Annotated in this window: 20 protein-coding genes, 1 tRNA gene and 4 pseudogenes; 15 read left to right on the top strand and 10 right to left on the bottom strand. The window is 56.8% G+C overall.

The features are described from left to right. The first annotated feature begins 329 nt into the window (after positions 1-329). Positions 330-1,382 carry a hypothetical protein gene (locus KVG95_RS10630; RefSeq protein WP_217856282.1) on the top strand — a complete coding sequence of 351 codons (1,053 nt, stop codon included), beginning with the start codon at positions 330-332 and terminating at the stop codon, positions 1,380-1,382. 60 nt (positions 1,383-1,442) lie between these two features. On the opposite strand, the gene KVG95_RS10625 is transcribed toward KVG95_RS10630, so the two are convergent. Then, positions 1,443-2,531 carry a 3-deoxy-7-phosphoheptulonate synthase gene (locus tag KVG95_RS10625; RefSeq protein WP_217856280.1) on the bottom strand — a complete coding sequence of 363 codons (1,089 nt, stop codon included), beginning with the start codon at positions 2,529-2,531 and terminating at the stop codon, positions 1,443-1,445. 629 nt (positions 2,532-3,160) lie between these two features. Here KVG95_RS10625 and KVG95_RS10620 point away from each other — a divergent pair. The 6 genes from KVG95_RS10620 (at position 3,161) to KVG95_RS10595 (ending at position 7,691) form a co-directional block, all read left to right on the top strand. Next, entirely contained in the window at positions 3,161-3,919 is a 759-nt protein-coding gene (locus tag KVG95_RS10620) for a carbon-nitrogen hydrolase family protein (protein WP_217856278.1), read from the top strand. Further along, positions 3,920-4,363 (top strand): GNAT family N-acetyltransferase, encoded by a 444-nt coding sequence (locus tag KVG95_RS10615; protein WP_217856276.1) that lies wholly within the window; start codon positions 3,920-3,922, stop codon positions 4,361-4,363. It abuts the gene before it with no gap. 127 nt (positions 4,364-4,490) lie between these two features. Beyond that, entirely contained in the window at positions 4,491-5,132 is a 642-nt protein-coding gene (gacA, locus tag KVG95_RS10610; RefSeq protein ID WP_008015884.1) for a response regulator transcription factor GacA, read from the top strand. Positions 5,133-5,134: 2 nt separating this feature from the next. Beyond that, the gene (uvrC, locus tag KVG95_RS10605) at positions 5,135-6,958 is read left to right on the top strand and encodes an excinuclease ABC subunit UvrC (protein ID WP_123722400.1); all 1,824 of its coding nucleotides are present in this window, start codon (positions 5,135-5,137) and stop codon (positions 6,956-6,958) included. Positions 6,959-6,991: 33 nt separating this feature from the next. Continuing rightward, positions 6,992-7,552: a CDP-diacylglycerol--glycerol-3-phosphate 3-phosphatidyltransferase gene (gene pgsA, locus KVG95_RS10600; protein ID WP_052964322.1), complete on the top strand. Its 561-nt coding sequence runs from the start codon at positions 6,992-6,994 to the stop codon at positions 7,550-7,552. A 63-nt stretch (positions 7,553-7,615) separates the two neighbouring features. Continuing rightward, positions 7,616-7,691: transfer RNA gene (locus KVG95_RS10595), tRNA-Gly, on the top strand. A gap of 91 nt (positions 7,692-7,782) precedes the next feature. On the opposite strand, the pseudogene KVG95_RS30130 reads toward KVG95_RS10595, so the two are convergent. Next, positions 7,783-7,926, bottom strand: a pseudogene (locus KVG95_RS30130) (type II toxin-antitoxin system RelE/ParE family toxin); the annotation flags it as partial. Positions 7,927-8,177: 251 nt separating this feature from the next. On the opposite strand from KVG95_RS30130, the gene KVG95_RS10590 reads away from it, so the two are divergent. Both KVG95_RS10590 and KVG95_RS30125 read left to right on the top strand, forming a co-directional pair. Beyond that, positions 8,178-9,173, top strand: coding sequence for a lipase family protein (locus tag KVG95_RS10590; RefSeq protein ID WP_217856274.1), 996 nt, complete (start codon positions 8,178-8,180; stop codon positions 9,171-9,173). A 1,139-nt stretch (positions 9,174-10,312) separates the two neighbouring features. Next, positions 10,313-10,450 (top strand): transposase, encoded by a 138-nt coding sequence (locus KVG95_RS30125; RefSeq protein ID WP_217856272.1) that lies wholly within the window; start codon positions 10,313-10,315, stop codon positions 10,448-10,450. A gap of 114 nt (positions 10,451-10,564) precedes the next feature. On the opposite strand, the pseudogene KVG95_RS10580 reads toward KVG95_RS30125, so the two are convergent. Next, positions 10,565-10,922: pseudogene (locus KVG95_RS10580) on the bottom strand (type II toxin-antitoxin system RelE/ParE family toxin). Positions 10,923-10,924: 2 nt separating this feature from the next. Continuing rightward, positions 10,925-11,215, bottom strand: coding sequence for a type II toxin-antitoxin system ParD family antitoxin (locus KVG95_RS10575; protein ID WP_217856270.1), 291 nt, complete (start codon positions 11,213-11,215; stop codon positions 10,925-10,927). Positions 11,216-12,501: 1,286 nt separating this feature from the next. Here KVG95_RS10575 and KVG95_RS10570 point away from each other — a divergent pair. The 6 genes and pseudogenes from KVG95_RS10570 (at position 12,502) to KVG95_RS10555 (ending at position 19,813) form a co-directional block, all read left to right on the top strand. After that, positions 12,502-14,376 (top strand): GGDEF and EAL domain-containing protein, encoded by a 1,875-nt coding sequence (locus tag KVG95_RS10570; RefSeq protein WP_217856268.1) that lies wholly within the window; start codon positions 12,502-12,504, stop codon positions 14,374-14,376. Between the two features lie 285 nt (positions 14,377-14,661). Next, on the top strand, positions 14,662-15,762 hold the full coding sequence (locus KVG95_RS10565) for an ABC transporter substrate-binding protein (protein ID WP_217856266.1): 1,101 nt from the start codon (positions 14,662-14,664) through the stop codon (positions 15,760-15,762). A 23-nt stretch (positions 15,763-15,785) separates the two neighbouring features. Further along, positions 15,786-18,098, top strand: a pseudogene (locus KVG95_RS30375) (sensor histidine kinase); the annotation flags it as partial. 9 nt (positions 18,099-18,107) lie between these two features. Further along, a pseudogene (locus KVG95_RS30370) lies at positions 18,108-18,647 on the top strand (response regulator transcription factor); the annotation flags it as partial. Beyond that, on the top strand, positions 18,648-19,508 hold the full coding sequence (locus KVG95_RS30365; RefSeq protein ID WP_437180792.1) for a sensor histidine kinase: 861 nt from the start codon (positions 18,648-18,650) through the stop codon (positions 19,506-19,508). A gap of 32 nt (positions 19,509-19,540) precedes the next feature. After that, on the top strand, positions 19,541-19,813 hold the full coding sequence (locus tag KVG95_RS10555; RefSeq protein WP_217856262.1) for a hypothetical protein: 273 nt from the start codon (positions 19,541-19,543) through the stop codon (positions 19,811-19,813). Here KVG95_RS10555 and KVG95_RS10550 read toward each other — a convergent pair. From KVG95_RS10550 to KVG95_RS10525, 6 genes are all read right to left on the bottom strand, one after another. After that, a complete protein-coding gene (locus tag KVG95_RS10550; protein WP_217856260.1) occupies positions 19,799-20,950 on the bottom strand; it encodes an MFS transporter in 1,152 nt (383 codons plus the stop codon). The genes KVG95_RS10555 and KVG95_RS10550 overlap by 15 nt on opposite strands. A 100-nt stretch (positions 20,951-21,050) precedes the next feature. Beyond that, positions 21,051-22,085, bottom strand: coding sequence for a GlxA family transcriptional regulator (locus KVG95_RS10545; RefSeq protein ID WP_038982992.1), 1,035 nt, complete (start codon positions 22,083-22,085; stop codon positions 21,051-21,053). A gap of 48 nt (positions 22,086-22,133) precedes the next feature. Further along, positions 22,134-23,483, bottom strand: a complete 1,350-nt coding sequence (locus KVG95_RS10540) for an MmgE/PrpD family protein (protein WP_217856258.1) — start codon at positions 23,481-23,483, stop codon at positions 22,134-22,136. 86 nt (positions 23,484-23,569) lie between these two features. Further along, a complete protein-coding gene (proX, locus tag KVG95_RS10535; protein ID WP_217856255.1) occupies positions 23,570-24,613 on the bottom strand; it encodes a glycine betaine/L-proline ABC transporter substrate-binding protein ProX in 1,044 nt (347 codons plus the stop codon). A 68-nt stretch (positions 24,614-24,681) separates the two neighbouring features. Next, positions 24,682-25,647, bottom strand: a complete 966-nt coding sequence (gene proW, locus KVG95_RS10530; RefSeq protein ID WP_038982995.1) for a glycine betaine/L-proline ABC transporter permease ProW — start codon at positions 25,645-25,647, stop codon at positions 24,682-24,684. Between the two features lie 46 nt (positions 25,648-25,693). Then, the gene (locus tag KVG95_RS10525) at positions 25,694-26,731 is read right to left on the bottom strand and encodes a quaternary amine ABC transporter ATP-binding protein (protein WP_217856253.1); all 1,038 of its coding nucleotides are present in this window, start codon (positions 26,729-26,731) and stop codon (positions 25,694-25,696) included. Between the last annotated feature and the right edge of the window lie 175 nt (positions 26,732-26,906).

The following is a 26,906-nucleotide window of genomic DNA, read 5'->3' as shown; positions in this document are numbered from 1 at the left end:
TTTTTCGCAGTAGGTCGGGTGTGTGCTCAAGGGCGCACTCTAAAGCACACCACCCGTTCGGCGATGTATGAAAAAGCCGCTGTAACCTGATGAAAACGGAATAGAAATTGTACGAAAGCTCGGATGAACATGAGGTCTTGGTCGGAATATCCGGACATCTTTTTAACGATGACTGCGAGCTTCCTCGCAATGACCTACCGCTGAAACGTCCTTTTACCGTGCAAGCCGACGCGATTGTCCGGCAGCGCGAATCAGCACCGCGGGTTTCAATAGGCTTCGTTCGATGTCGACCTCAAGGCGACATTCATTCCAAGGACTGGAGCGTATAAATGACTTCTTATGAAGCAGATAACTTGAATGTTGTAGAGCAATGCCTGGTGGCACCACAGCTGGATCAGGCGGATAACGCCACACTCGATCCGTCCGACAATAAGGCGATTATCACCGTCGCGCCTTACCCGGACATGACCTGCGGAGACAAACTGGTCATGTTCTGGTCAGGTATTGATGCAGAGGGTGTTGCGTATCGGCATGAGGTATCGCGTTTTGTCAGCGAAGCTCAGGTGGGCAGGGCGATTGTCTTTTGCGTATCGGCCGTGCACATCGCCGCATTGGACGGCGGGTCACTCGAGGTTTATTACGCCCTCTACACTGCGCGCCTTTGTGAACCTGTGGAGTCCGGGCGTTTATACCTGAGCGTCGGTGATGTCCGGCCAGATTTGCTGCCAGTGATTGTGAACGATGCGGTGGGCGGCACGCTCGATCCGGACCGAGTCGTGGAGGGTGCACGCGTAACGATCAGGCCGTATGCCCGGATGGCGGCGGGAGATCGGGTCTTGCTGTCCTGGGCAGGTGTTACGCCACAAGCGAGTTTCAATGACACGTTGAAAGTCGAATCCTTTGCAGTGGGTGGTGAGCTGTCGTTCTGGGTAAGTCCTGACTGTATTGCACCCAATCTTGGGGCAGCCGTTACGATCGGCTACCGCGTCGAGCAGAAGGGGCAGGCGTCACGTTTCTCGGAGCTGGCACCACTGTTGATCGGGCCGCTGGAAAGAGAGCCGCTTTTACCACCTACCGTGCTGGAAACCGATGAGGGTTGGCTGGATGTGCAAGATGCGATCGATGGTGTCACCGTCGTGATCGACAATGCTCAGGCTGAAGAGGGGGAACTGGTCTATCTGAAATGTGACGGGGAGCATTTCAATCATCGCGATGATCGTGAAATCTCCAGGGAAATGGCCGGTCAACCGCTGGTATTTATCGTTCCCTACAGGTTTTGGCGCGAGCATCAGGACTTGACGGTCCGAGTAGCCTATTCGGTCGAGCGTCTCGACGATGTGAGCCAGCAGTCCGAAGCCACGTTGGTGCATGTGCACTCGTAAACCTGTTTTAACGTCAACCGCCTTCCGGTATTCGATTGAAAACCGGAAGGCGGGGATTGGTCACTTTGGCTGTTGAATATGGCGCTGCGTACGAAGTCGCTCGGCTGCCTGCAGCAACAATTGTTCCGTCCCGGTCCAGCCAAGGCAGCCGTCCGTTACCGACACACCGTAACGCAGCGACGGGCTCAATGGCTGGCAGCCTTCGAACAGATGGCTCTCAATCATCATGCCGACCAGCGAACGATCACCTTGCAGGCGTTGTTCAAGCACGTCGTTGAACACGACTGGCTGACGCAATGGATCTTTACCGCTGTTAGCGTGGCTGCAGTCGACCATGATCCGCGCCGGGATCTTGAGTCTGGTCAAATCGCTGTGCACCTGGGCGATGCTGTCGCGGTCATAGTTCGGCCCGCGATGGCCACCACGCAGTACCAGATGGGTGTCGGGGTTGCCCGGTGTCTGAATAATCGCCGGATGCCCTTGGCTATCGACGCCGAAATGGCGATGCGGATGGGCGGCCGAGCGCATGGCATCGCTGGCGACAGCCACACCGCCATCGGTGCCGTTCTTGAACCCTACCGGCATGCTCAGGCCGCTGGCCATTTCCCGGTGGATCTGTGATTCGGTGGTACGGGCGCCAATCGCGACCCAGCTCAGCAGGTCGTCGAAGTAGCCGGCGGCCATCGGTTGCAGCAATTCGGTGGCAACGGGCAAGCCCAGTTGGAGCATTTCGCGCATCAATTCGCGGGACAGCGTTAAACCGCTCGCCATGTCATCGCTGCCATCCAGATGCGGGTCGTAGGCCAGGCCTTTCCAGCCGATCGTGGTGCGGGGTTTTTCGACATAGGCGCGCATCACCAGCAGCATCTCATCGCTGACTTGCGTGGACAGACGGGCCAGGTTGGCGGCGTATTCGAGAGCAGAACGGGGATCGTGAATCGAGCAGGGACCGACGATGACCAGCAGACGGGAGTCTTCACCGTTGAGGATCGCGCGAACCGCCTGACGGTGGTCGGCGACTTGCCGGGTCAGGGCGTTGCTGAGTGGCAATTGCTGTTTGAGCTGCAATGAGGTGGGCAGACGCAAGGTCAGCGCTTCATTGGCAGGGCTCAGGGTGGACAGCGGCAGAGCAGAGACGGACGAGTTCATATTCGGGCTTCCTGGGGCTGGCGGCGGGTTCGTTCCCGCGCGCTCGGCCCTACTGGGGTGTTCGACAATTGGCCGGATTGGCTGCGTGTGTGTGCTTGCCACCTGTGGGTGACCGATCGGAGGCGGCAGGCTGTCCCGAGCGGAGGCTGGTAAATCGCCAGGCGGTAAAACTGTCGTAACGGTAATAAGTGGCGTAGTTCATGTCGTGAATCCTCAAATTGTCTGGTTGACGCTAAAAATGTTCAGGGCTGAAAAAAACAAAACCCCCGGTCGGGAGGCCGACCGGGGGTTGAGAATTCTCTGGTGGCGACCCGTTTAAAGTGGGCGCCGTGTGGGTATCAGGCGCGCCAGTGGCTAAACCAATACCCAAAATAAAAGCTGACCGAAGCACAAACGTCATTCGCCCGGGCAGCCGCAACCGAGCGCGGGGCGCTGGCGGTACGAAGCTGTGAGAGGGCGTTGAGCATGGTCTGTCTCCGATGAATGCGCCGAGCTTACTAGAGGCCGGTACGCGGATTCAATCAGAAAATGCTATCGATGATCATGGGCTTGTCTATCGCTTGAGTACGTCGGGGGTTGTGACACACTTTGCGCTGCGCCCAACCACCACAACGTCACAAGGACGAACCATGACGACACTGACCATTGCCGCCGCTCAATCGATCTCCATCGTCGGTGATCTTGCCGCCAGTATGGCCTGGCATCGGCGCTTCATGCAGATTGCTGCGGAGCAGGGCGTGCAATTGCTGGTGTTTCCGGAACTGTCGCTGACCGGGTATGAACGCGGCTTGGCGGTGGAGCTGGCCATAGTGCCAGACGCCGATGTGCTGCAACCGTTGCGCGATTTCGCGCGGGAAGTCGGTGTGACCAGTGTCGTTGGGATGCCGATTCGTCTGTCGGACGATTCGCCGGTATTGATCGGTGCGCTGGTATTGGGTGCCGATGGATCGCTTGGGGTTTACAGCAAGCAGCATCTGCACCCGGGCGAGGACGTGGCATTTGCCCCGGGAACGGGCGGTTCGACATTAAAGATCGGCAGCGACACCGTCGCGCTAGCGGTATGCGCCGATTTTTCTCACGCCAGTCACGCGGCAGCCGCGGCACGGCAGGGCGCTGATCTTTATGCCGCGGGCGTGTTGATCACGGAAAACGGCTACGCTCCAGATACCGCACTATTGCAGGGCTATGCTCGCACCCACTCGATGGCGGTACTGATGGCCAACCATGGTGGCGCAACGGGTGGCTGGGAGTCGGCAGGGCGCAGTGCAATCTGGGCAGCGGACGGGACGTTGATTGTGGCGGCGCTGGGTACGGGGAACCTTATGGTCGTTGCTCGTCGCAACGCTGATGGCTGGAAAGGGCAAATCGTGGCTGTGGCGGAGGCTTGAATGGGTTTCGAATTGCGTCCGGCAACGTCTCGGGATCTGGACTTTGCTCGTGACCTGACTTGTCGAAATATGCTTCGCTACTACATTCAACATGAGCTGTTGTGGCTGGACGAGGCCTTTGATGTCGCCTGGGAGGGACGCGAAAACTGGCTGATTGTGCGTGATGACACGTTGATGGGGTATGTCAGTCTGAGCCGCGACGCTAGAGCCTTGTATATCCGCGAATTGCATTTATTAGCAGCGTACCAGGGGCAGGGCGCCGGTTCCTGGGCGATCGATCAGGTATTCGCCATGGCGTGCAAGGAACGACGTCCGGCATTGCGTCTGACCGTCTTTGAAAATAATCCGGCAAAAATGCTTTACGAGAGAAAGGGTCTCAAGGTGGTCGGTCAAGACCAGTGTTTCCTGAGAATGCAGCGTGATATCAATGAACTGCATCGCTGAAACACACTGGCGGCAAGCCTCGCAAGAAGAATTGACACTTTTTATATGCGGCTTGCCGCTAGGTCTGCCAGTTGCTTTTTGCTAAGGTGTCCGACAACCCAATAAGACCAAATCGCGAGGTGTCTGCTTGATTAGGGTGCTAGTAGTCGATGACCATGATCTCGTTCGTACAGGCATTACACGAATGCTGGCTGACATCGATGGCCTGCAAGTAGTCGGCCAGGCTGAGTCAGGGGAGGAATCCCTGCTTAAAGCGCGTGAGTTGAAACCTGATGTGGTGCTGATGGACGTCAAGATGCCCGGGATCGGCGGTCTTGAAGCCACGCGCAAATTATTGCGCAGTCATCCGGACATCAAAGTCGTTGCGGTCACCGTGTGCGAAGAAGATCCGTTTCCTACCCGGCTGTTACAGGCAGGTGCCGCAGGTTACCTGACCAAGGGCGCCGGACTGCCGGAAATGGTCCAGGCCATTCGCCTGGTATTTGCCGGGCAACGCTACATCAGCCCGCAGATTGCCCAGCAACTGGCGATCAAGTCGTTCCAGCCAACCAATGATTCGCCCTTCGACGCCTTGTCGGAGCGGGAAATCCAGATTGCGTTGATGATTGTCGGCTGTCAGAAGGTGCAGATCATTTCCGACAAACTGTGCCTGTCGCCAAAAACAGTGAATACCTACCGTTACCGTATTTTCGAGAAGCTTTCGATCAGCAGCGATGTCGAGTTGACGCTGTTGGCGGTTCGTCACGGCATGGTTGATGCCAGCCTCTGAAAATGACTGAAATCTTCGATCCAAGTGCTTTTCTGTCGACGGTCAGTGGGCGGCCGGGCGTCTATCGCATGTTCGACAGCGATGCGCGGCTGCTTTATGTCGGCAAAGCCAAAAATCTCAAGAAGCGCTTGGCGAGCTACTTCCGCAAAGCCGGTCTTGCCCCCAAGACCGCCGCGCTGGTGGGCCGTATCGCCCAGGTCGAAACCACCATCACGGCCAACGAAACCGAAGCCTTGCTGCTTGAGCAGACGCTGATCAAGGAATGGCGTCCGCCGTACAACATCCTGCTGCGCGACGACAAATCCTACCCTTACGTCTTTCTCTCGGATGGCCAGTTCCCACGCTTGAGCATTCATCGGGGCGCGAAAAAGGCCAAGGGCAAATATTTCGGCCCTTATCCCAGCGCAGGGGCGATTCGCGAAAGCCTCAGTCTGCTGCAAAAGGCTTTTTTTGTTCGTCAGTGCGAAGACAGCTTCTACAAGAACCGTGCTCGACCTTGTCTGCAATATCAGATCAAGCGTTGCAAGGCGCCGTGTGTGGGGCTGGTGGAGCCCGAGGTGTATGCCGAAGATGTACGCCACTCGGTAATGTTTCTTGAAGGTCGCAGCAATGCCCTGGCGGACGAGTTGTCTGCGGCCATGGAGGAAGCGGCGGTTAACCTCGAGTTCGAGCGCGCCGCCGAGTTGCGTGACCAGATCTCATTGCTGCGTCGGGTCCAGGACCAGCAGAGCATGGAAGGCGGGACGGGCGATATCGATGTGATTGCGGCGTTCGTCAATCCAGGTGGCGCCTGCGTGCACTTGATCAGCGTGCGCGGTGGCCGGGTGTTGGGGAGCAAGAACTTCTTTCCGCAGGTGGGTATCGAGGAAGACGTTTCCGAAGTCATGGCAGCGTTCCTCGGTCAATATTTCATCAGCAGTCCCGAGCGCGACTTGCCGAGCGAGCTGATCGTCAACGTGGTTCACGAAGACTTTCCGACCCTGATCGCAGCCATCGAAGAGCTGCGCGGTCGCGAATTGACCATCAGCCATCGAGTTCGCGGCACCCGAGCGCGCTGGCAGCAATTGGCGGTCACCAATGCCGAGCAAGCGCTGGGCGCACGTCTGGCTAACCGGCAACACGTTGCGGCACGTTTCGATGCCCTGGCCGAAGTGCTGAAACTGGACGAGCCGCCGCAACGTCTCGAGTGTTACGACATCAGTCATTCCAGCGGCGAGGCCACGGTGGCGTCCTGTGTGGTGTTCGGCCCGGAAGGCCCGATCAAATCAGACTACCGTCGCTACAACATTGAGGGCGTGACGCCGGGCGATGACTATGCCGCGATGCACCAGGCCCTGACCCGACGCTTCAGCAAATTGAAGGACGGCGAGGGCAAGTTGCCGGACATCCTGCTGGTCGACGGCGGCAAAGGTCAGCTGTCCATGGCCCGTGATGTGCTTAACGAACTGGCTGTGCCAGACCTGATTCTCTTGGGTGTGGCCAAGGGCGCGACGCGCAAGGCCGGTTTCGAAACCCTGTACCTCAACGACGCGGCCCATGAATTCACCTTGCGCGGCGATTCCCCCGCGCTGCATCTGATCCAGCAGATCCGCGACGAAGCGCACCGTTTCGCCATTACGGGGCACCGCGCACGTCGTGGCAAAACTCGCCGCACGTCTACACTTGAGGGCGTTGCCGGCGTCGGACCGACACGTCGACGCGATTTGTTGAAACATTTTGGTGGATTACAGGAGCTGACTCGTGCCAGCATCGAAGAGATCGCCAAAGCACCCGGAATCAGCAAAAAGCTCGCAGAGTTGATTTATGCAAATCTGCACAGCGAGTAGAATGCCCAACTCACCTCGTAGCCAGTTGTGCCGATGAATATCCCTAATCTGATTACCGTTCTACGCGTCCTGCTCATCCCGATCTTCATTTTGCTGTTTTATTTGCCTTACCACTGGAGCTATTTGGCTTCTGCCTCGGTCTTTGCATTTGCCGCCGCGACCGACTGGCTCGACGGGTATCTAGCCCGTCGTCTGGAACAAAGCACACCGTTCGGAGCCTTCCTCGACCCTGTTGCGGACAAGCTGATGGTCGCCGTTGCCCTGGTTCTGCTGGTGCAAGAGCATGGCAACCTGTGGCTCACGCTGCCGGCCGCCGTCATCATCGGTCGCGAAATTGTCGTCTCGGCACTGCGCGAGTGGATGGCCGAACTCGGTGCCCGCGCCCATGTAGCGGTGTCGAACCTGGGCAAATGGAAAACCGCCGCGCAAATGCTGGCGCTGGTGATCCTGCTGGCCAACCCTTCCGACTTTACCTTCTGGGTCCTGATGGGGTACGCCTTGCTGCTGGTGTCCGCTGGCCTGACATTGTGGTCCATGGTCCAATACTTGCGGGCTGCCTGGCCGCATCTGAAGACGGACGTGGAAAAGAAATAAAACTTTTTTGAATCAAGGGGTTGACGGGGCATCAGGATTCTATAGAATGCGCCTCACCAAGACGCGGGAATAGCTCAGTTGGTAGAGCACGACCTTGCCAAGGTCGGGGTCGCGAGTTCGAGTCTCGTTTCCCGCTCCAAGCATTAAAAATGGATCTCTGAAAAGAGGTCCATTTTTTTCGTCCAAAGAAAAGTCCTTCTTTGACTTTTGCCGCGCCCCCCTAAAAGCAGTCAGCAACGGTTGGGGTGCAACTGCACTTCCATGGCGTCATGAAGAAGTCGGACGACCTCAATCACGTCGACGTTTGCCACTCGATAAAACACCATATGCCGTGGGCCTTTGGCCGACCCATGAGGGTGTTTGGCCTGCTGACGTGGGCGGGCGACCAAAGTCCCGCGAGACAGGGCGTACGATTAACGTGATCGTTACCGGATGCGGTCAGTATCAGCGGTTTCGGATTGGCGGAATCAAGGACCGTTCTAACTGCTGCGCAAGCGACCGCGCATTAAGTTGTCGCTTCCAAAACTGCGGCTACACTCGATCTTGCTGGCCAAGACGGATCGACGGCAGCAGTGAGTTTTCGTTGGTCCCGTTGAATTATCTATCTTCGAGACAAGGAGCAGTCATGACTTCGCTAGACTCACTTCAGCAAAGACAAATTAATCTTACCCACGCGTATGTGGTGAACAATGCGGCGCTGTCTTCGCCGGATTGGAAAAACATGAAGAACCCTTCGCCGAGCCAGGTAAAAGACAACATTCTTACGCGCCTTAATGGCTCCAAGGTAGGCGGCGGTTATGGCGTAGCCTGGGGGCCCGCCCTGGTCCCGGATGGCGAGCATGTGGCTCACATCACGGTGGTGCTGGTCGGCGGGCAAAACGAAAACGACATCGTCGTGGTGACGAGTGGAACCCTTGCCGATTCCCTCAAGGATCAGATAGACGATCTTGATATTTCTCCAATGGTGCCGCTGCAGAAGCTTATCAAGAACTGCCCAGTGCCGGCACATCTGGCGCAGGGGACTGCGGACGGTGTAAAGGCGATATTGGATCAGGTATCGACAATCGGTTTCCAAGGCACACTTTGCGATTTTCTGGCAAAACAGCGCAGTGGTGCAACGATCCGGTTGGTCGGGCATAGCCTTGGCGGTGCCTTGATGTCGGTTCTAGCGCTTTACTTGAAAGATAAATTCTCGAACTTCAATTTCCATTGCGAAACGATTGCTGCGCCAACGGCCGGCGATAGTATTTTTGCGAGCTATTTCAATCAGCAGATGGCCGGCAATGCGCTACGCATCTACAACACGCTGGATGTCGTTCCGATGGCATGGTGCGCAACCTCTCTCGACTTCTCCTTGACGCTCTATGAGTCTACCAACGTCATCGATGAAAAAATGAAGGAAATGGTTTGCTCCAAAATCGATACCGTTACCCGTAACAACTTGAACTACACGCAATGGGGCATGGGCGGTGCAAACATGGAGCTGCGGCTCTGTGGGGAACCTCAATCCCCGTGCCCAAGCTATGAAGCGCAATCCGGCTATCAGCACATCTACGAATACATGACGCTGCTGGGGTTGCAGCTTGGTGATATCCCGATGCCGCCGCCGTCTGGCAGCTAGCGCGCAGTCTCATCGATCAGGTGTTCGAGTTGCAGTTGCCGGCATTTGTTCGGGAAATCACACAGCTGCAACTCGCTTATTCGCAGCGCTTTCGCTCGTACACGGTACTTAAGCCGGCGCGACGTGGTCGACGGATTCGTATATTGCCAGGTACCTACATACCTAAGGGGGCCTCTTGGTGACAACGCAAGGCATTGATCGGTCCGATTTTCCATCCTGACTCGTATGGGGGCAGGCCCGGACGATCGGCCCACGATGCTTTGCATCAATGTTCCATTCGGTGCCGTCGCAAGAACTGGGTACTGGAAGGGGATATCAGCGCGTTCTTTGACCACGTTGGGCAAGCCTGATCATCAAGGCTCTGGAACATCACCAGATGCCGAAATGGGTGATCTTGTACTGTCGACGCTGGCTGCAAGCGCCTATGAAGAGTGAGATGGGGCTGCTTCAGGAACGGGGACGAGGGACACCTCAATGCAGTGTGATCTCGGTAAGCGTTCAGCGATCACACCCTCCCATTGCAACTGCTGGCGCCGTTGGTCGATCCCGCTATCATGCAGGGCGTAGATCACGAATGTAGATAACGCTATGCCAAGATTGTCATTCGCCGTCAGAGTTTTGTTCGCATGCTGCCTTTTCATCGCAACCGCTAATCACATCCGTGCAGACGTTTCGCATGGACTGCTCTGGGACTACGGATACGGGCCTAGCACTTACTTGGCTAGCCGTATTTTCTGGGGGGGGGCTTACGTTTTTTGACCCGCTTGCAGCACTGCTACTTTTCATCAAACCAAGAGTCGGAATCGTGCTTACGGTAGCGATTATTTTGGTCGACGTAACTCATAACACTTTTTACGTCGCATTGAAGCAGCAGTGGCTGGAGCCGTTCTACCTGTCCCAGGTAGCTTTTCTTATCATAGTATTCCTACTCTCATCCATCGCTTGGAATGGTCCTATTCGAGACGTAGCGCTCACCAATCCAGTCCGAGTGTTACTCGCTCCACTTATGAGGTAGAAGCTCTTCGATTTCACTCGGCCGCTGCGTTGGCAGGCGGTAAGCGAACCGCCAACACACCTTCCGAGCTCCCAAATTAAGGGCGATGGTGTCCGCCTATTTTTGGCGGACGCGATAGCCCTTAATGCGCCAACGAAACTCTTACCCTAAACAGTTCAAAGCCCAGGTTGTTCAGGAATATCTGCAACCCGGAGCTTCCATTTCCAGTGCCGCCATCAGCCATGGCATCAACGCCAACGTGATCCGAAAGTGGATTGGATAGACGTTTAGTAAGAAGCTCGTTTCCCGCTCCAAGATTCAGAAAAAAGCCACTCAGATGAGTGGCTTTTTTTTGCCTGAAATTTATGTGCTGAGGCGTCAGCCTTTAACGTTTGGGTCAATCTCTGGGCAGATGCAACTGCACTTCCATGGCGTCATGAAGGAGTCTGACGACCTCGATCACGTCGTCGTTTGCCACACGATAGAACACGATATGGCGCGGGCTTTTGACCGTTCCATGGGTTTGTTTGGCCTGCTGGCGTGAGTAGTTGAGATGATAGCTGCGAAGACCCGGTGCAAGCTCATCGCGGTCGTGGCTGCCAATGCAATAAGGCGTATCGGCAATCGCTTGCAGCGCCGCGAGGATCAGTGCCTGGTAGCGCCTGGCGTGCTTGATCGCCGAACTGCGTCTGGGAGAGCCTGAGGATGTCGACAATATCGGCGCGCGCCGCGTTGGAAATCCGATACGGCGGCATGCTCAGTGTTTTTCACGCGCGGGGAGGGTGGCCTCCAGGCTCAAAGCCTCGAGGTAGCGCTCCAGATCCCCTTCGTTCAACTGCGTGAAGCGCCCGTACTCAAGATCCATGATGCCGATTGAGGTCGCCTGACGCAGGGCCTCAATTTTGGCGGCGTCTTCGGCGACACGCTGTTCCAATAAACGCAAACCTTCTCGCATCACTTCGCTGGCATTCTGATAACGGCCGGACTGCACCAGGTCCTGGATAACCTGTTCCTGGTGAGGGGTGAGCACAACGTTTCGCGTCGCCATAATTAGCTCCAGCTCTGGGCAAACAGGTTTTTTCGATCATTGGCATATTATGCCATTTTGCCCAGGAGCACCTAGCTAGAGAGCTGTATCTGACGAACTGGGGCGTACGGGACCATCCTTCGCGCGAACAGCGTGTACTGGCTCCGGACTGCATGTGCACCGAGTCCAAAAAGGGTGTTGCAGGCGGACGTCGGGGACAGCTTAATTAGTGTGGGCCTTGGGTCCTCAGCTTGGCCAAACCCTGCTTGATGTGTCTGGCGTTTTCCATTCGAGAGAGTGGGGAGCTTAGCCGCGGGAATGGCTGACAACAAAAAGCCCGCGCATGGCGGGCTCTCTGTATGGGGTCAAATCCTTTTGTCCGTTCAATCTGCGCTCCGTTGTGTGAGCACTTCGTGAAAAGCATGTCGCTGGAACGAAAAAGCCGGCACTTAGCCGGGCTTTCTGTCGATGGGGCCAAATCCCTTTGGCTGACCGCATTGTGCTTGGTGGGTGTGACGAAGGCATGACAGGGCGGATACGAAAACGCTGGCAAAAGCCCGCGTAAGGCGGCCTCTCAGTCACCACCACGGTAGCGGCTCAACCTCAAACAGCACTTGAGAAAGATGCAGTGCTGATGCAGGAACAGCCTCTGGCCCTGTCAGCTGACGACTCAGCTCAGCAGAAAGATCATTGATTTCGGATTGACGTCACCTTTCCAACGAAGCGGGCTAGTTGAGACTATGCTCATCGCTACTGCAAGCAATGTATTGGTTTCAATTGTCGGCCGCCAAGGAAAGGAGTCTGTATGTGTTTAGTTCTTTATGCTTGGTTCTATAATTGGAATGGCCGAATGAGCAGTCTGATAACACGTGTCAATCGGCGCATTTTGTTCATTGGCGACACAACGTCAGTCCGTGAGAGTTTCCGCGAGACTCTCGGTCTTGCCGCGTATGCCGAAGATAGCTTGGCGTCCGCTGAAGAAGTTTTGTTCGGCAGTGCCGCAGGGGCTTTCATCGGCAGCGCCTCCCGGGGGGCGGCTAGTGCTACAAACCTGCGCGCCTCATCAGTTTCGCCTGCGATGTTGGCATTGGCATGACCGTCGAAGGCGTGGAAGCCCTAGAGCAACAAACCTCACTGATCTCCGCCGGCTTGCCGATGAATGCTCAGGGCTACTGTTTCAAAGCGGTTAGCGGCCAGCACGCGGCACAACACTTGATGGTAATAGCCGGTAGCAGCGTGCTGCCTCCCGCCACTGACGCCGCAACTCTAGTGATCAAAGACTTGCACCGTCCGGTGGAGGTCGCGAGATGACCCCATCGTCAGTTGTGACTAACCGGCGCATCCTGATTATTGACGACACGCCTTCGATCCATGAGGACTTTTTCAGGATCCTCAGCCCCGACTCCGCGAGTGTGTTGTCTCTGGCCTGCTCCGAAGAGGCGTTGTTTGGCACCGCGCAGCCCACGCGACCGACCTTCAGCCTCGACTCGGCTTACCAGGGCCAGGAGGCCCTCATGCTGGTCGAACAGGCCTTGGCCGAAGGCCGGCCTTACGCCATGGCATTCACAGACATGCGTATGCCGCCCGGCTGGGACGGTCTGCAAACCATTGAACAGCTGTGGAGAGTTGACCCGCACCTGCAAATCGCGCTGTGCACCGCTTATTCCGACTACTCTTGGGAAACCATGGCGAAGCGTCTGGAACTCGATGATCAGTTGTTTATCCTGAAAAAGCCCTTCACTGCTCTAGAAATCCTCCAGATGGCCAATGCTTTGACTTGGAAATGGCAAATGGCTCGGAACGCAATGGCCAAAACGCTCAGCATTGAGCTCGGCAATGAGGCGCGCGCGCAGGAGTTACTGAGAATTTCCCATCTTCTCCAGTACGATTTACTGACCGAACTGCCCAATAGCACCTTACTCGGCGACCGTTTGACCCAATCGATTTTGCTTTCCAAGCGCCACAACAAACAACTGGCGGTGATGTTTCTTGGACTCGATCGTTTCAAACGCATCAACAATGCCCTTGGCTACCCGATCGGCGATGAAATGCTCAAGTTGGTCGCTCAGTGCCTGGTCAATACCGTGCGGCAGTCGGATTCAGTGTTTCGCTATGGCTCCGATGAGTTCGTTCTTATCCTGGCGGATATTCTTCATCCCATGCAAACCAAAGGCATTGCGGAGAAAGTCTTGACCGCGTTGAGTGTTCCGCACCCTATCGCTGGTCATAATCTGAGCGTGACCGCAAGCCTGGGCATCAGCATCTATCCCGACGATGGTGAAGAGGCCCTGGCGCTGCTAAAGAAGGCGGAAACCGCCATGCGCAGCGCCAAGGAGCGCGGCCCGAACGATTTCAGCTTTTTTATCGATGACATGAACCAGCGCGCCCGAGAACAACAATACATCGAGTCGGGTATTCGTCTGGCCCTGGAGCGCAAAGAGTTCGCGCTGCACTACCAACCGAAGCTGGACCTCGAAAGCGGCAAGATAGTCGGTGCTGAAGCCCTGATCCGCTGGCTCCATCCGCTGCGAGGCTGGGTTTTTCCCGCCGATTTCATTCCAATCGCCGAGGACAGCGGTTTGATCGTTCCGCTGAGCAAGTGGGTACTGCGCGAAGCCTGCCAGCAAGCCCGTACCTGGCAGGTGAGCGGCCTGCCGCCGATCTGTGTGTCGGTGAATATTTCGGTCATCGACTTTCGCCAGCGCGGCTTTCTCGAAGGTATTCAGCAGGTGCTGGAAGATACTGGCCTGGAGCCCAGCCTACTCGAACTGGAAATCACCGAAAGCGTGCTCATGCAAAACATCGATTCGACCATCGCGATTCTGAAGACCATCAAGGAGATGGGGGTACGGTTGGCTATCGATGACTTCGGTACCGGTTATTCAAGCCTGAGCTATCTGCGGCACTTACCCATTGATGTGTTGAAAATAGACCAGTCGTTTGTGCGCAACCTGAACACCGACAGCAATGATGCCGCCTTGGTCGACGCTATTATCAGCCTGGGTAAAAGTCTCAAATTGAACGTGATTGCCGAAGGCATAGAAACCAACGAACAGTTTGAGTTTTTGAAGGCTCACCAGTGCGAGGAGGGCCAAGGCTACTATTTTAGCAAGGCAGTAGACGGCCCGGCGTTTGCCACACTACTGAAAATTAACAGAGTGAACGCTGCACCTTATGAGTAATTCGAAACTATCAAGATCATTGTCGCTGCCCAGCAGCCCTATGCCGGCAAGATAGTAGATTGGTGGGTTTCAGGCTTTTTCGAAGGCAATACGGAACAAACCCTCGCGCGCGCTTCGTACAGGGAGACGCTCAATGCCTGCGCCAAACTTCACATGGCCGGCGATCTCCAATCTGCAGCCCAACTTCTTCAACCAGATCAAGCAGTCGGTCCAGGCTGTCGGCAGGTGCAGGTGCAGGTGCAGGTGGAGTTCTGGTGGTAAATCCCAAGGACGATGGAGAGCAGCATGAACACTAAACCGATCCACAAAATCTTGTGGCGCTTCGCCGGCTGCCTGACCGGGCTGGCGATGGTTGCCGCCAATCCAGCCCAAGCTGCCGACGGCGGCATCGCCGGCGGCCCTACCGCAAGCAATAGCATCGCCTTCAGCAACTCCTACGCGGGCAGCGATTTCCGTAAGGTGATGGTGCGCAACTGGCAGGAGATTGCGGTCCAGGCGCAAAAGGATGGCTTGATCCGGGAGGCTCCGGTGGTCAGCGCCAACAACTCGGCGTCGGAACAAGCGGCCCATATCCAGGACATGATCGTCAAGGGCGTCAATGCTATCGTCATCCTGGCCGCGTCCGACACGGCCCTCAACGGGGTGATCCGGGATGCCTGCAACGCCGGCATCGTGGTGGTCGTCATGGCCAGCCTGGTCACCGAACGCTGCGTCTATACCGTGGACTACAACTGGTCCGCCATGGGCCGCGTGGAAATGGATTATATCGCCGAGCGCCTCAAGGGGAACGGAACGCTGCTAGAGATCCGCGGCATTGCCGGCGATGCCACCGATAAAAACATCAGCGACGGCATTCGCAAGGCCGCCAGCGACTATCCGGGCCTGAGGTTCGCCAAGACCGTCTACGGGAACTGGACGGCTTCCGTCGCACGCAAGGAGGTGGCGCTGGCGCTGCCGTCGCTGCCCAGCATTGATGCCGTCGCTACTCAGGGGGGCGACGGTTATGGCGCGGCCATGGCGTTCAAGGCGGCGGGACGCCCTTTGCCGATCATCGTGATGGGGAACCGTCAGGACGAACTCGCCCTGTGGAAACAGGAGCGCGATGCCAATGGCTACGAGACCGTCTCTGTCTCCGCTTCCCCGAGCGTCTCCCAGGTGGGGTTCTGGGTGGCCCAGCAGATTCTGGCGGGCAAGCAGGTGCCGAAGTTCGTCGAAGTGCCGTTGGTGCGTATCGATGCGAAAGACCTGGACGCCTGGCTCGCCACTATGCCGGTGGGCGGCGCCGCCAATCCTTCCTATAACCAGGCTTCCGTTGTGGCGATGATCGACGCGGCCATCAACAATACGGCGCCGCCGACGCCTTTGCCGGAGGTGACGAAGCAGTAGTGGCGGACGGGGGGCGAGGCGCCATGTCGATATTCAGACCCGCCACGGACAGGCCCATTGCCGTCAGGATCGGCCTGGCGGTCGCCGCGCTGGTGTTCCTGATGCTGGCGGTGTCGCTGGTGAACCTCTACGGCCTGCGCGGCATGGTGCGTGCGGTGGATTCCGCCAGCCATTCCGCGGAAATTCTCGCCTCGGTCAACGGGGCCACCGGGCGGGTGGAAAACTTCATCGCCACCCGCGACCAGGAAAGCCTGTCCCAGGCCGAAGGCATGGTGGCGACGGCTATCGCCGGCCTCACCGCCATTCCGGTGGCAGAGGCGCAATCGCTCAAGGGCAGTCTGGAAAGGCTCGCTGCGGCAATCGCCGCCTTGCGGACGGCGAGCCTGACCATGGATGGCGAAACGGAGAACATGACCGCCCACTACGGCCGGATGCGAGAGGCGACGATCCTCGTCGAACAGGGCATCGCCGATGGGTTGAAGGGGCTTGAGTCCCGCACCGCTGAGCACGAGGTGCGGGTGAGCAATATCGAAAGCGCCCATCGCATCCTGAATATCCTCCGCAACGGCGAACGGATCGTCACCGCCAATGTGGCCAAGATGCTGGTGACCGGTGATGGGGCTGCCGCCACCGCGGCGCGGAACGCCTGCGCGGCACTCCCTCCCGTGGTCGAGCAATTACGAGAAGTGATGGGGGCGCCGCAGGAGAGAGAGACTCTGGACCAGTTGGCGACGGCGGTCGCTGCTGCCAGCCTGGCGGTCGAGCACCTTGGCGAGGCTCCCAAGCTCCGGGGAGGCGAGGCTTTGCGGCATCTCGCCACCGTCGGGGATATGGCCGAGCGCCTCGAGGAAATGTTGGGCGACGTGGATGGGCACGTTGCCCATGACGCAAGCGACATTCAGGCAGCAACCGGTTTGCTGCAAAATGCCGCCGCGTTGTCCAAGCGTTTCGCCGAGCGTGTTGCCACCCTGGAGGCGCAGACCTTGTCGTTTCGCCTGTCACCGTCGGCCGAGGTCGCCGGCTCTGTTAGCCACATCCTGGACGAACTTTCCCGGCTCTCTCGGGTTCTCCCGGCGTCCGTGGGGCTGCAAGCCAAGGCTACGCCCCTGACGGTCAGCGATCAGATTGCCGGCTACCGGGCGGCATTCGCCAGGTTCCATCAGGCGAGCAACGCCTTGAGCGACGCGCGCGACCAGGTTCGCAACGAGGCACGGAGCGCCGGCCTGTTGGTGGCGCGCTTCGCTGGTCAAGCGCGCTCCGACGCCTTGGTCCACAATGATCGCGGCATGCTTGCGACGATAGTTGCAGGGACCGTCGCCATCCTGCTGGCCGGCGCCATCGCCTGGAGCACGTCGCGATTTGTCGCGCAGCCCATCGTGGCCCTGGCCTCGGTCATGCGCCGGCTTGCGGCTGGCGACCTGAACGCCGAGATCGCCAGCGCCGGACGCGGCGACGAGATTGGAATCATGACCCGCGCCGTACGGGTGTTCCAGGAGAATGCCCTGCGCATCCGGGTGTTGGAGGCCGAGGCCGAGGCCGAACGCCAGCAAGTCCAGGCCTCTTTGGAAAGAATGGTCGCCGAACGGACCGACACGCTGCACCAGCAGACCGAGGTGCTGGAGGCGCAGGCCATCGAACTCATTCAGGCGCGCAACCAGGCCGAGACGGCTAACCAGGCAAAGAGCGATTTCGTGGCCACGGTCAGCCACGAACTGCGCACCCCCCTGACCCTCATTCTCGCCCCGCTGGAGCAGCTCTCGGCGGCGACCACCCCGCCAGCGGACTGGCATGTGCAAATCGACCGCGCCCAACGCAACGCACTGCGCTTGATGAACCGGGTGAACGAAATCCTCGATTTCTCCAAGGCCGAAGCGGGCAAGTTTGAGTTGTGGCCGGCGCCAATTGACTTGAACAAGACGGTTGGTGTGCTGGCCGAGGATGCTGCCATGGTGGCCGCGGGCAAAGGCTGCACCTTGACCTGCAGCATCGATCCCGCACTCGGCACGGTGTTCCTGGACCCCCAACACTTCGAGAAAATTCTTCTCAACCTGGTGAGCAATGCCATCAAGTTCACGCCCGCAGGCGGCACCGTGCACCTGGCAGTAACTCCGCTTGATGGCGAGCAATTTGAACTCGCGGTGCAAGACTCGGGCATTGGCATTGCGCCTGACAAACTGCCGCTGCTGTTCCAGCGTTTTTCCCAGATCGACAATTCCGCCACGCGCCACTACAGCGGCACAGGTATTGGTCTGGCCCTGGTCAAGGATCTGGTTGAACTGATGGGGGGCGAAGTTGGCGTCAACAGCGAGCCCGGACGGGGTTCGTGCTTCTTTGTTCGACTTCCGATGGGGGCGGAGCAAAACACCGTGCCGACCGGGGCCAGCAATATGCACGAGCGATCGTCACCGAGCACAACGAGCACAACCGAGCAACGCCACCTGCGTTTCGACGACGGCCGCCATGGCAGTAGCAACGACCGACCTTCGACGGAAGGTGCAGACGACGAGCAGCATCCGGAACACGCCTCGCATTCCAGAGTGCTAGTGGTAGACGACAGCCCGGAAATGCTTAGCTACCTCCGCGAACTCTTGCACAACGACTACATCGTCGCCACCGCAGCTGATGGAGAACAGGCCTGGGCACTCCTGCAGCGTCGACCAATCGATGTCGTCGTCTCGGATGTGATGATGCCGGAGCTCGACGGTTTCGGCCTGACAGCGAGAATCAAAGCCAGCGCCGGTTTTGCCCATTTGCCCGTGATCCTGGTGACCGCCCGCGGCGGTAGCGAGGCCTGCGTCTCAGGGCTGGAGAGTGGCGCCGATGACTATATCGCCAAACCTTTTTCGCCGCTGGAGCTCAAGGCTCGCGTACGCGCGGCGCTACGCATGAGCCAGGTGCAAACCGAACTGCATGCAAAATCCCGTCAGGCGGGCATGGCCGAAATCGCCACTACTGTGCTGCACAACGTCGGCAACGTCCTCAACAGCGTGAACATATCGGCAGAACTGGTCAGCAGCCAGATGCGCACCTCCAAAGCCCAGGGGCTGGGCAAGGTGGCTCAGCTGATGAACGAACACGTCAATGACCTGAGCGATTTTCTCACCAGAGACCACAAAGGAAGGATGCTGCCCGACTACCTGCTCAAGCTGGCGGAGGTGGTGACGGCAGAGCAACAGGGCATCATCGAAGAACTCGAGCGACTCACCAAGGGCGTTGACCACATCAAAACCATTGTCGATGCCCAACAGTCCTATGCCGTTGCCGTCAGTGTCGTCGAGACAGTGCCGGTCTCAGAGTTAATCGATGATGCTTTGCGCATGAGTGCCGGATCACTGGCACGCCAGGAGGTGACGGTGGTCAAGGAAATTGCCGACTTGCCCCTGCTGTCGCTGGACCGGCACCGGGTGCTGCTGATTCTGGTGAACCTGATCAGCAATGCCAAGCAGGCGTTGGACGGCGTGATCGATCGCAGCCCGTGCATCACGTTCGGCGCCTCCCTCGTTGAGGGGCCAGTATTGCGTATCACGGTGGCCGACAACGGCAATGGGATTGCGCCAGAGTACCTGACGCTTATCTTTTCGCATGGCTTCACTACTCGCAAAGACGGTCACGGTTTCGGCCTGCACAGCTGCGCGCTAGCCGCGATGGAAATGGGTGGCAGCTTGACCGTTCACAGCGACGGGGACGGACAGGGCGCAACCTTCACCCTCGATATCCCCCTTGATGCTCCGCAGAATAAGCGATGACACCGAACCGGCGCATCCTACTGGTCGGCGATATGCCCGCGATCTATGAGGATCTCCGCAAAATCCTCGCATCTCTGGTGCTCGAGCATCCCGGTTTCAACGACGCCGAGGCGGCGCTGTTCGGTGACGCACCGCCGGTGCGGCTGCTGCGGTCACTTGCGAGCTGTATTCGGCTTATCAGGAACAGGAAGCGTTGGCCAAAGTGCAGCCCTCGCTGGAAGCGGGCCTGCCTTGAATCGTTCTTTGAAGCACGTGCCTGGGGGGTTGAAAGCGCACCTGAAAAGAGTCGGTTAATTGCGAAGTGATCGAGCTGTCGCACTGACAAAAACCAGCAGAACACTTACGCAGCCAAGAGCGAATGACAAGGTGCTCAGATGGGCGACCGCCCCGATAAATACGGGACCTATCAGAATCCCCGCGTAGCCCATCGAGATGACAGCGGGGATGGCTACCGCCTGTGGCATACGTTGTTGGCGGCCTACAGCGGTAAAGAGCACAGGGACAATGTTTGAGCATCCAGCACCGACCAGAGCGTAGCCAATCAAGGACGCGGCCCAGCCATCGATTCCAAGCGACACGATCATGCCTGCGGCTGCGCAGAGTCCGCCAAGCGCAACGACGCGCACGCCCCCTAGTTTGCTGACGATGGCATCTCCTGTCAGGCGACCCACCGTCATCGCGGCGGCAAAGGATGCGTAGCCCAAGCCGGCGATGCTCGGCTCTAACCCTCGGCTCGAGACAAGGAAAACCGCGCTCCAGTCGAGTATTGCGCCTTCAGTGAGGAAGACGATGAAACAGAGTGCCCCTAAAAACAGCACGATACCCTTGGGTACCGCGAACATGGGTCCACCCCTTTCAGTGCCATAAGTCAGAAAAGCAGGCGCTGCCTTGTAGAGCGCTCCCAAAACTGTGGCAACGATGCAGAGCGCGGCAATCAACGGATCCAGGCCTAAGGTCAGTAGAGCGGTCATCGCCCCGGCGCCTAATATGCCTCCGACGCTGTAAAGGCCATGGAAGCCGGACTGAAGTGCCTGCCCGCTGTTTTTCTCGACGATGACGGACTGTATGTTCATGGCGCAATCAAGCATGCCCATGCTGGCACCGAAGATAACGACAGCGATGACCAGGCCAGGCAGCCACGCCACGGTGCTCAACAGGGGAAAAACGGCACACAAGACAATCGTCGCCCAGATTACGACCGGTCGGCATCCATAGTGTGCAGTGAGATATCCAGCGAAGGGCATGGCCACAATAGATCCACCGCCCAAGCCAAGCAGCAGCAACCCCAGGCCACCATCGTCCAGGCCAGCGCGGGCTTTAACCAATGGGACCAGAGGCGCCCATGCGGACATGAGTAAGCCTGCGATAAGGAAGGCAATGCGGGTAGACATCCGCTCACTGTGGTTAGCCGCGGGAACCAACACCGGCGATGGAGCATTCATAATTCTCGGTAATCCTTATCGATGATGCTAGCCATCGTTTACTCGGCTTAGACAGTGCAGGTTTCGTATGTTTTTTTGCGTGCCCAGGTTTCGAAAAAACTTAGCGCCTGCGCTCATACGTCGCTCTATAACTACTCGGCGCTACGCCAAAGAAGTCACGAAAGCGCATATGGAAGTTGGCGAAACTACAAAAGCCGGTCGCAATCGCGATATCGGTGATCGGCCGATTGCTCTGCAGAATAAGCTGCCGCGCTCGAGTCAAGCGCAGCTCAAGGTAGTAGCGTGTGGGCGTGGCACCCACGAAACGGCAGAAGCGACGCTCCAATTGTCGTCGGGAAATGTTCACACACTCAGCCAGTTCGTCGATCGATAAGGGCTCTTCGATGTTCTTTTGCATCAGCTCTAAAGCGAGCTTCAGGGTTTGTGGCAAGGTGGGGTCAGAGTCAACGATGACAGTCGATATCCCAGAGACTTCAGAGGTTTGATCGCAACTGAGTATTTCCTCGACAGCATGGGTCAGCGACACGCCTTGTTTAGCGGTGATGAGCTCCAGCATCATGCGTAACGAGCTGCTGGCGCCAGCGCACGTGATACGGTTTCTGTCTATTACGTGCGTTCGACAAGAGACCAGGACTTTGGGGAAAACATCCTCCATCATCGCTCGTCCATCGGGATGGAAGGCACACTCGACACCGTCCATTAGCTGAGCTTCCGCCAGGAAAAATGCACCGTTCCACAAACCGCCCATGGTCGCGCCAAGAGAGGCGACGTTACGTAGCTTGCGCCGTAATAGCGGGTCGCTAATCAGCTTCACTCGCAATCCACCGGCGACGATGAGAACGTCGATACGATCCGGTAGTTGTGATAGCTCCAGGTCTGCTGAAATCGCAATTCCCAGATCGCTCATCACCAGACGGCTCCTGATGCCGACAGTCAATACCTCAAACGCTGGTGTCTCACTAATCAGGTTGGCGGTAACCAGCGCATCGATAGCGCCGGTGAACGACATCATCGAGAAATTGTTCAAAAGCACGAAAGCTACACGAGTCACCGCCTGCGGCTTTATTGGTTTCTCCGCCGTATAGGAGTACCCCATGTTTTTGTCTTTGAGCACGCTCTCGAATACGAATGGCATAAATCCTCTTTGACACCTGAACGAATAGCTAAGAACACGGTGCGGAATCTAAACAGCGGTTTTTGGAGCGGACAGCAACAAATCAAAGAATGATTGGCAGTCATCACTACCGGGCAATGCTTCAACACTGTTCTTGATGGCATTGCTGAGTGTGGTTCCCAAGCTGTCATCAGCCAGTAAATGGTACTTGGCAGTGAGTTCGTCACTCGACATAGGGTTGCCGGGGTCGCCCTTGGCCGTCGCGGTTGGGCTCGTAAGACGCGTGCCGTCTTTCAGGGTAACCGTGACGCGGGAGAGGATTTCCTCTGGGAACCTGGCAGACAGGTCAGGCGCCTCATGAAGGGTTATTTTCTCGCTGATATGCAAGATGTCTGGCGCATGAATGGAATCCCCGGTGACCTCATTTGGCCCCAGCTTCCCGCGAACGATCAAGGCAGCCAGCGGGAACGCTAGCGCATACTGGGCCTCGTCCGCATTCTTCGGAAAATGCCCCTGCAAGCACACAGACTCATGGAATGTTTCGACCTCTATGGCCTCGATCAACTCAGCAGTGATGACCGGATGTGCTCGCATCAAATCGGTCATGGCCGTGAGTGCCGGTTGCGCCCAGCGACATACCGGCCACGGTTTGAAATATTGTTCGTCGATCTCCCAGCGGGCTCCGATGTCCCGCCAGAAAGTGGAAATCTCCAAAGGTTCAACGGTGGCGGCTGGAGCGCCGGTGACACCGAGCTGTGCCATCAGTAGTGCGTTCAGTCCGGCATACGCCCCGGCACCGTGAGCGTCACGCAACATCGTCGGAAAACTCACCAGGCGCATCATCGGACACCTGGGGCCAAAGTATTCCGCGATACCCAGTGCATGACGGAACGTCGTTTCATCAAGCTTCAGCAAGCGGGCGCCAGCGCAAACGACCCCGATCCCGGAAAAGGCGCCTGAGGCATGATATTCAGGGGCCGTGGCCATCAATGCCTGGCCCGCCCGCAAGGCGGTCTCGTAACCGATGCACAGTGCGCTGAGGAATTCCTCGCCGCTGATGTCTTTGCCCTGACTGCGATACGCGTCTACCAATGCAACAATGGCCGGGACTACGGTTGCACCCGCATGCCCCTTGGAGGTGAAGTGACCTTCATGTGCATCCAGGCTATCAACGCAGAAGCCGCCTGCATACGCGGCGCCCAATGGATGTACGGCTCTGCCGTCGAACCAGAGGCGGCTGGACAGTTTGTTGGCAGAGTAGTGGGTGTCAGCGTAGGTTTTGAGCATCACGCTGGTTTGATTGTCGCGAGCACCGGCGGCCACACCAATGATGTCGAGCAGGCAAGTTTTAACCAACTCCCGTGTATGCAGGGGCGCGTCCTTGTAACTGAAATTCTGGACGAATGAATACAACTGCATTTCATGATTCCTGAATGATGAACGCCCAAACGGATAAAAGGTTGCCCGGGGAAGGGCAACCTTTTATGCAGATTTAAATGAAGGGACTAATTTTTTACGGTGGCGGTATTAGCCGCGGCTCGTGCGTCTGCCAGCCAGCTGTCGTACTTCGCGCGATGGGCCGCGATCCATTCTTTGGCGTGACGAGTTATGTCAGCTGCACTTTTTTCACCGTTGTGCATTTTCAGATTTTGCGCGCTTTCATCGTCGGTAGTGATCTGCATTTCAGACAGGAATTTCACGGCCGCCGGATTTTTCTCGGCGAACTCTTTATTGATTACCGCTTTGACACTGTCTACGGCGAAACCAAGGTTTTTACCATTAAAGGTCGTGTTGACATCGTTTTTGCCACCTGGAAGATCCGTACGCGGCACGGTTAACCACACAACATCTTTGCCTTCGACCAGAACACCGGAGATCCACTGAGGCACCCAGGTGTAATAGAGAATCGGCTTGCCCTGTTTATAACGAGCGATGGTGTCAGCCATCAATGCAAAGTAGGAGCCCTGGTTGTTTGTGACGGTTTTTTCCAAGCCATAGGCTTTCATATGGTGGGCAATGATCAGCTCACAGCCCCAACCGGGGTTGCAACCTGTCAGGTCGGCTTTACCGTCGCCATTGGCATCGAACAGTTTGGCATTTTCCGGCTTCTGCAAATCTGCGAGCGAGGTGATGTGGTGTTCATCGGCCGTTTTTTTGTCAATCATGTAGCCCTGCAACACGCCCGGCATGATAGCGCCGGTTTTCACCATCGTCTCATCGCCGCCGGCCTTCTCGTAGAAAGATTTGTGCAGTTCCTCCCACAAATGCACTGAGAAATCCGCGTCACCATTGGCAATCGCAACCATCATGGTGGAGTACTCGGTTTCCTTTGGTGTTTCAACGTCGTAGCCCAACTCCTTGAGACCCGCCATTGCAATCTCTCCGCGGAACCGCTCCTCGGCGATTGACGGAAAGATAGGGGTGATTGATACCCCTTTTCCGGGCTCCTGCGCCGTTGCGGCCGATGCGAACACAGGTGATACCGCTAAAACTAAAAGCGCGACAGAATGAATGAATTTCTGTTTTATTCCGAATGTTGTGAAGTTCATTATCGTTTACCTTGGCTGGATTACTAAGTTGGCATTTCTTTTGGTTCACGACGCGCCGCTTAGCGGAGTTAGCTTTCTTTGGGACTGACTTCTATTTTCGTAACAGTGTTTTTTCTTTTCAGGCGATAAATGACACCCGCCGGGCCTGTCTGGTACCAGTGCTCACCTTTGGTTGCTCTGTTACTGCGCTCGCCCATCGCTTGGGTCAGGCGGTCAAGGAAAATTGCCAGTAATACCAGGCCCAAACCACCGACGGTTGCCAAGCCCATATCAAGGCGGCCAATCCCGCGAAGCACCATCATTCCCAACCCGCCAACCGAAATCATTGATGCGATCACCACCATGGAAAGCGACAACATTAATGCCTGATTCAGGCCCGCCATGATTGTCGGTGCAGCTAAAGGAAGTTGAACTCGCCTCAGCATCTGGCGTGGGGTACATCCGAAAGCCCGGGCGGCCTCAACCTTATCTTCCGGCACTTGGCGAATTCCCAAATTAGTGAGCCTGACGAGTGGGGCTACCGAAAAGATGATCGTGACCAGTACACCCGGTACGTTGCCGATACCGAACAGCATCACTACGGGTACCAGATAAACAAATGCAGGCAGTGTTTGCATTGCATCGAGTACCGGCCGCAGCAGCATCTCCAGCCGGTCACTCCGGGCACACAGGACACCTAGCGGTATGCCAATAACTGCACAGAAAAACAGTGAAGTGAGCACCAGGGCGAGGGTGATCATGGCGTCATTCCACACGCCGATTACGCCTAATAGCGTAAGAGTTACAAAGCAAAGAATACCTATTCTTTTTCCGCCTACCTGCCAGCCAAAGAGTGTGGCGATAATAATGAATATTGACGGAGGAATGGCCAATAGTCCGTACTGAATACCATTAAGTACCTGGTCGATTGGCCATCTTATCGAGCGGAATACCTCGCGGAAATTCTGAACCATATAATTCAGGGCAACTTCTACCCATTGGCCCAAAGGGACGTTGATGGATTGAAACGGGTCTAGAAAACTGAATTCGTTCATGTCATCACCTGAATGTCCGAGCCTGGCAAGCCACCAATAGAGACTATTAGTGTCGGCTCATTGTCTGAAGCAGTAGGCTCTTGGAGATCGTGCCTTTGAACACACCCTGGCGATCCAGGACGGCAACTGGATTAACTGCATCCGCAACGATGTGAAAGACGTCCTGCAGGAGTACATCGTCGCGCAGCGTAGGAGTGGATTGATCCATGGCGTACGGATGCTCTGCGCAAATTTTTGCAACATCACCAGCCTTGAGGATCTTCGAGGCATCAAAGCCTTTGAAGAAAGCTCTGACGTAATCGTTCGCGGGGTTGCAAAGCAGCTCTTGCGGGGTACCGATCTGAACTACCCGGCCACCCTCCATGATCGCAATGCGATGGCCGATGCGAATCGCCTCGTCAATGTCATGGGAGATGAAGATGATGGTGCGATGCTGTTCTGCCTGCAGGCGGATCAGCTCGCCCTGCATTTCGTGGCGAATCAACGGGTCGAGTGCCGAGAAGGCTTCGTCCATCAGCAGGATGGCGGGGTCGTTGGCCAGCGCTCGGGCCAGACCTACCCGCTGTTGCATACCGCCGGACAGTTGGTGCGGATAGCTGTAGGCGTGGCCATCGAGCCCTACCTGTTTGAGTGCCTCGAGTGCACGTTTATGCCGTTCACTTTCCTCGACACCCGAGATTTCCAGGCCGAAAGCAACGTTGTCGATCACACTCATGTGGGGCATCAGGGCAAACGACTGAAACACCATGCTCATGTCTTTGCGACGAACGCTGAGGAGATCTGCATCTGACAGACCGGTGATTTCCTGGCCGTTAAGATGGATGGTTCCGGAGGTTGGCTCGATCAGTCGATTGAACAACCGGACCATCGTCGACTTCCCGGAACCGGAAAGCCCCATGATGACGAAAATCTCTCCACGTTTTACGGAGAAACTGGCATCAAAAACGCCAACGACTTGACCGGTTTTGCTGAAAATTTCACTTTTATCAGCACCGCCAGCCAGCATCTCCATCGCGAGCTTTGGCTGAGTACCAAAGACTTTGTAAATGTTTTTTACCGAGAGTATCTCGTCACCAAGACTCATAACCCCTCCTGCTGCAAATACGACGTAAGATCAAGATTTTAGATATACGTATCTTAATCAGTTAAGACGGTGCTTATAGGGGCAGTCAAGCTGGGATAAAGGTGCGGAGTTAGTCATTGTGACCATCCTCTTTATTGTGATGTTTATTATTCTTGTTTTATCGGCGCTGAATTAA

The sequence above is a fragment of the Pseudomonas farris genome (assembly GCF_019145235.1).
Taxonomy (GTDB): Bacteria; Pseudomonadota; Gammaproteobacteria; order Pseudomonadales; family Pseudomonadaceae; genus Aquipseudomonas; species Aquipseudomonas farris.
This window is presented reverse-complemented; position numbering and strand designations above follow the sequence as displayed.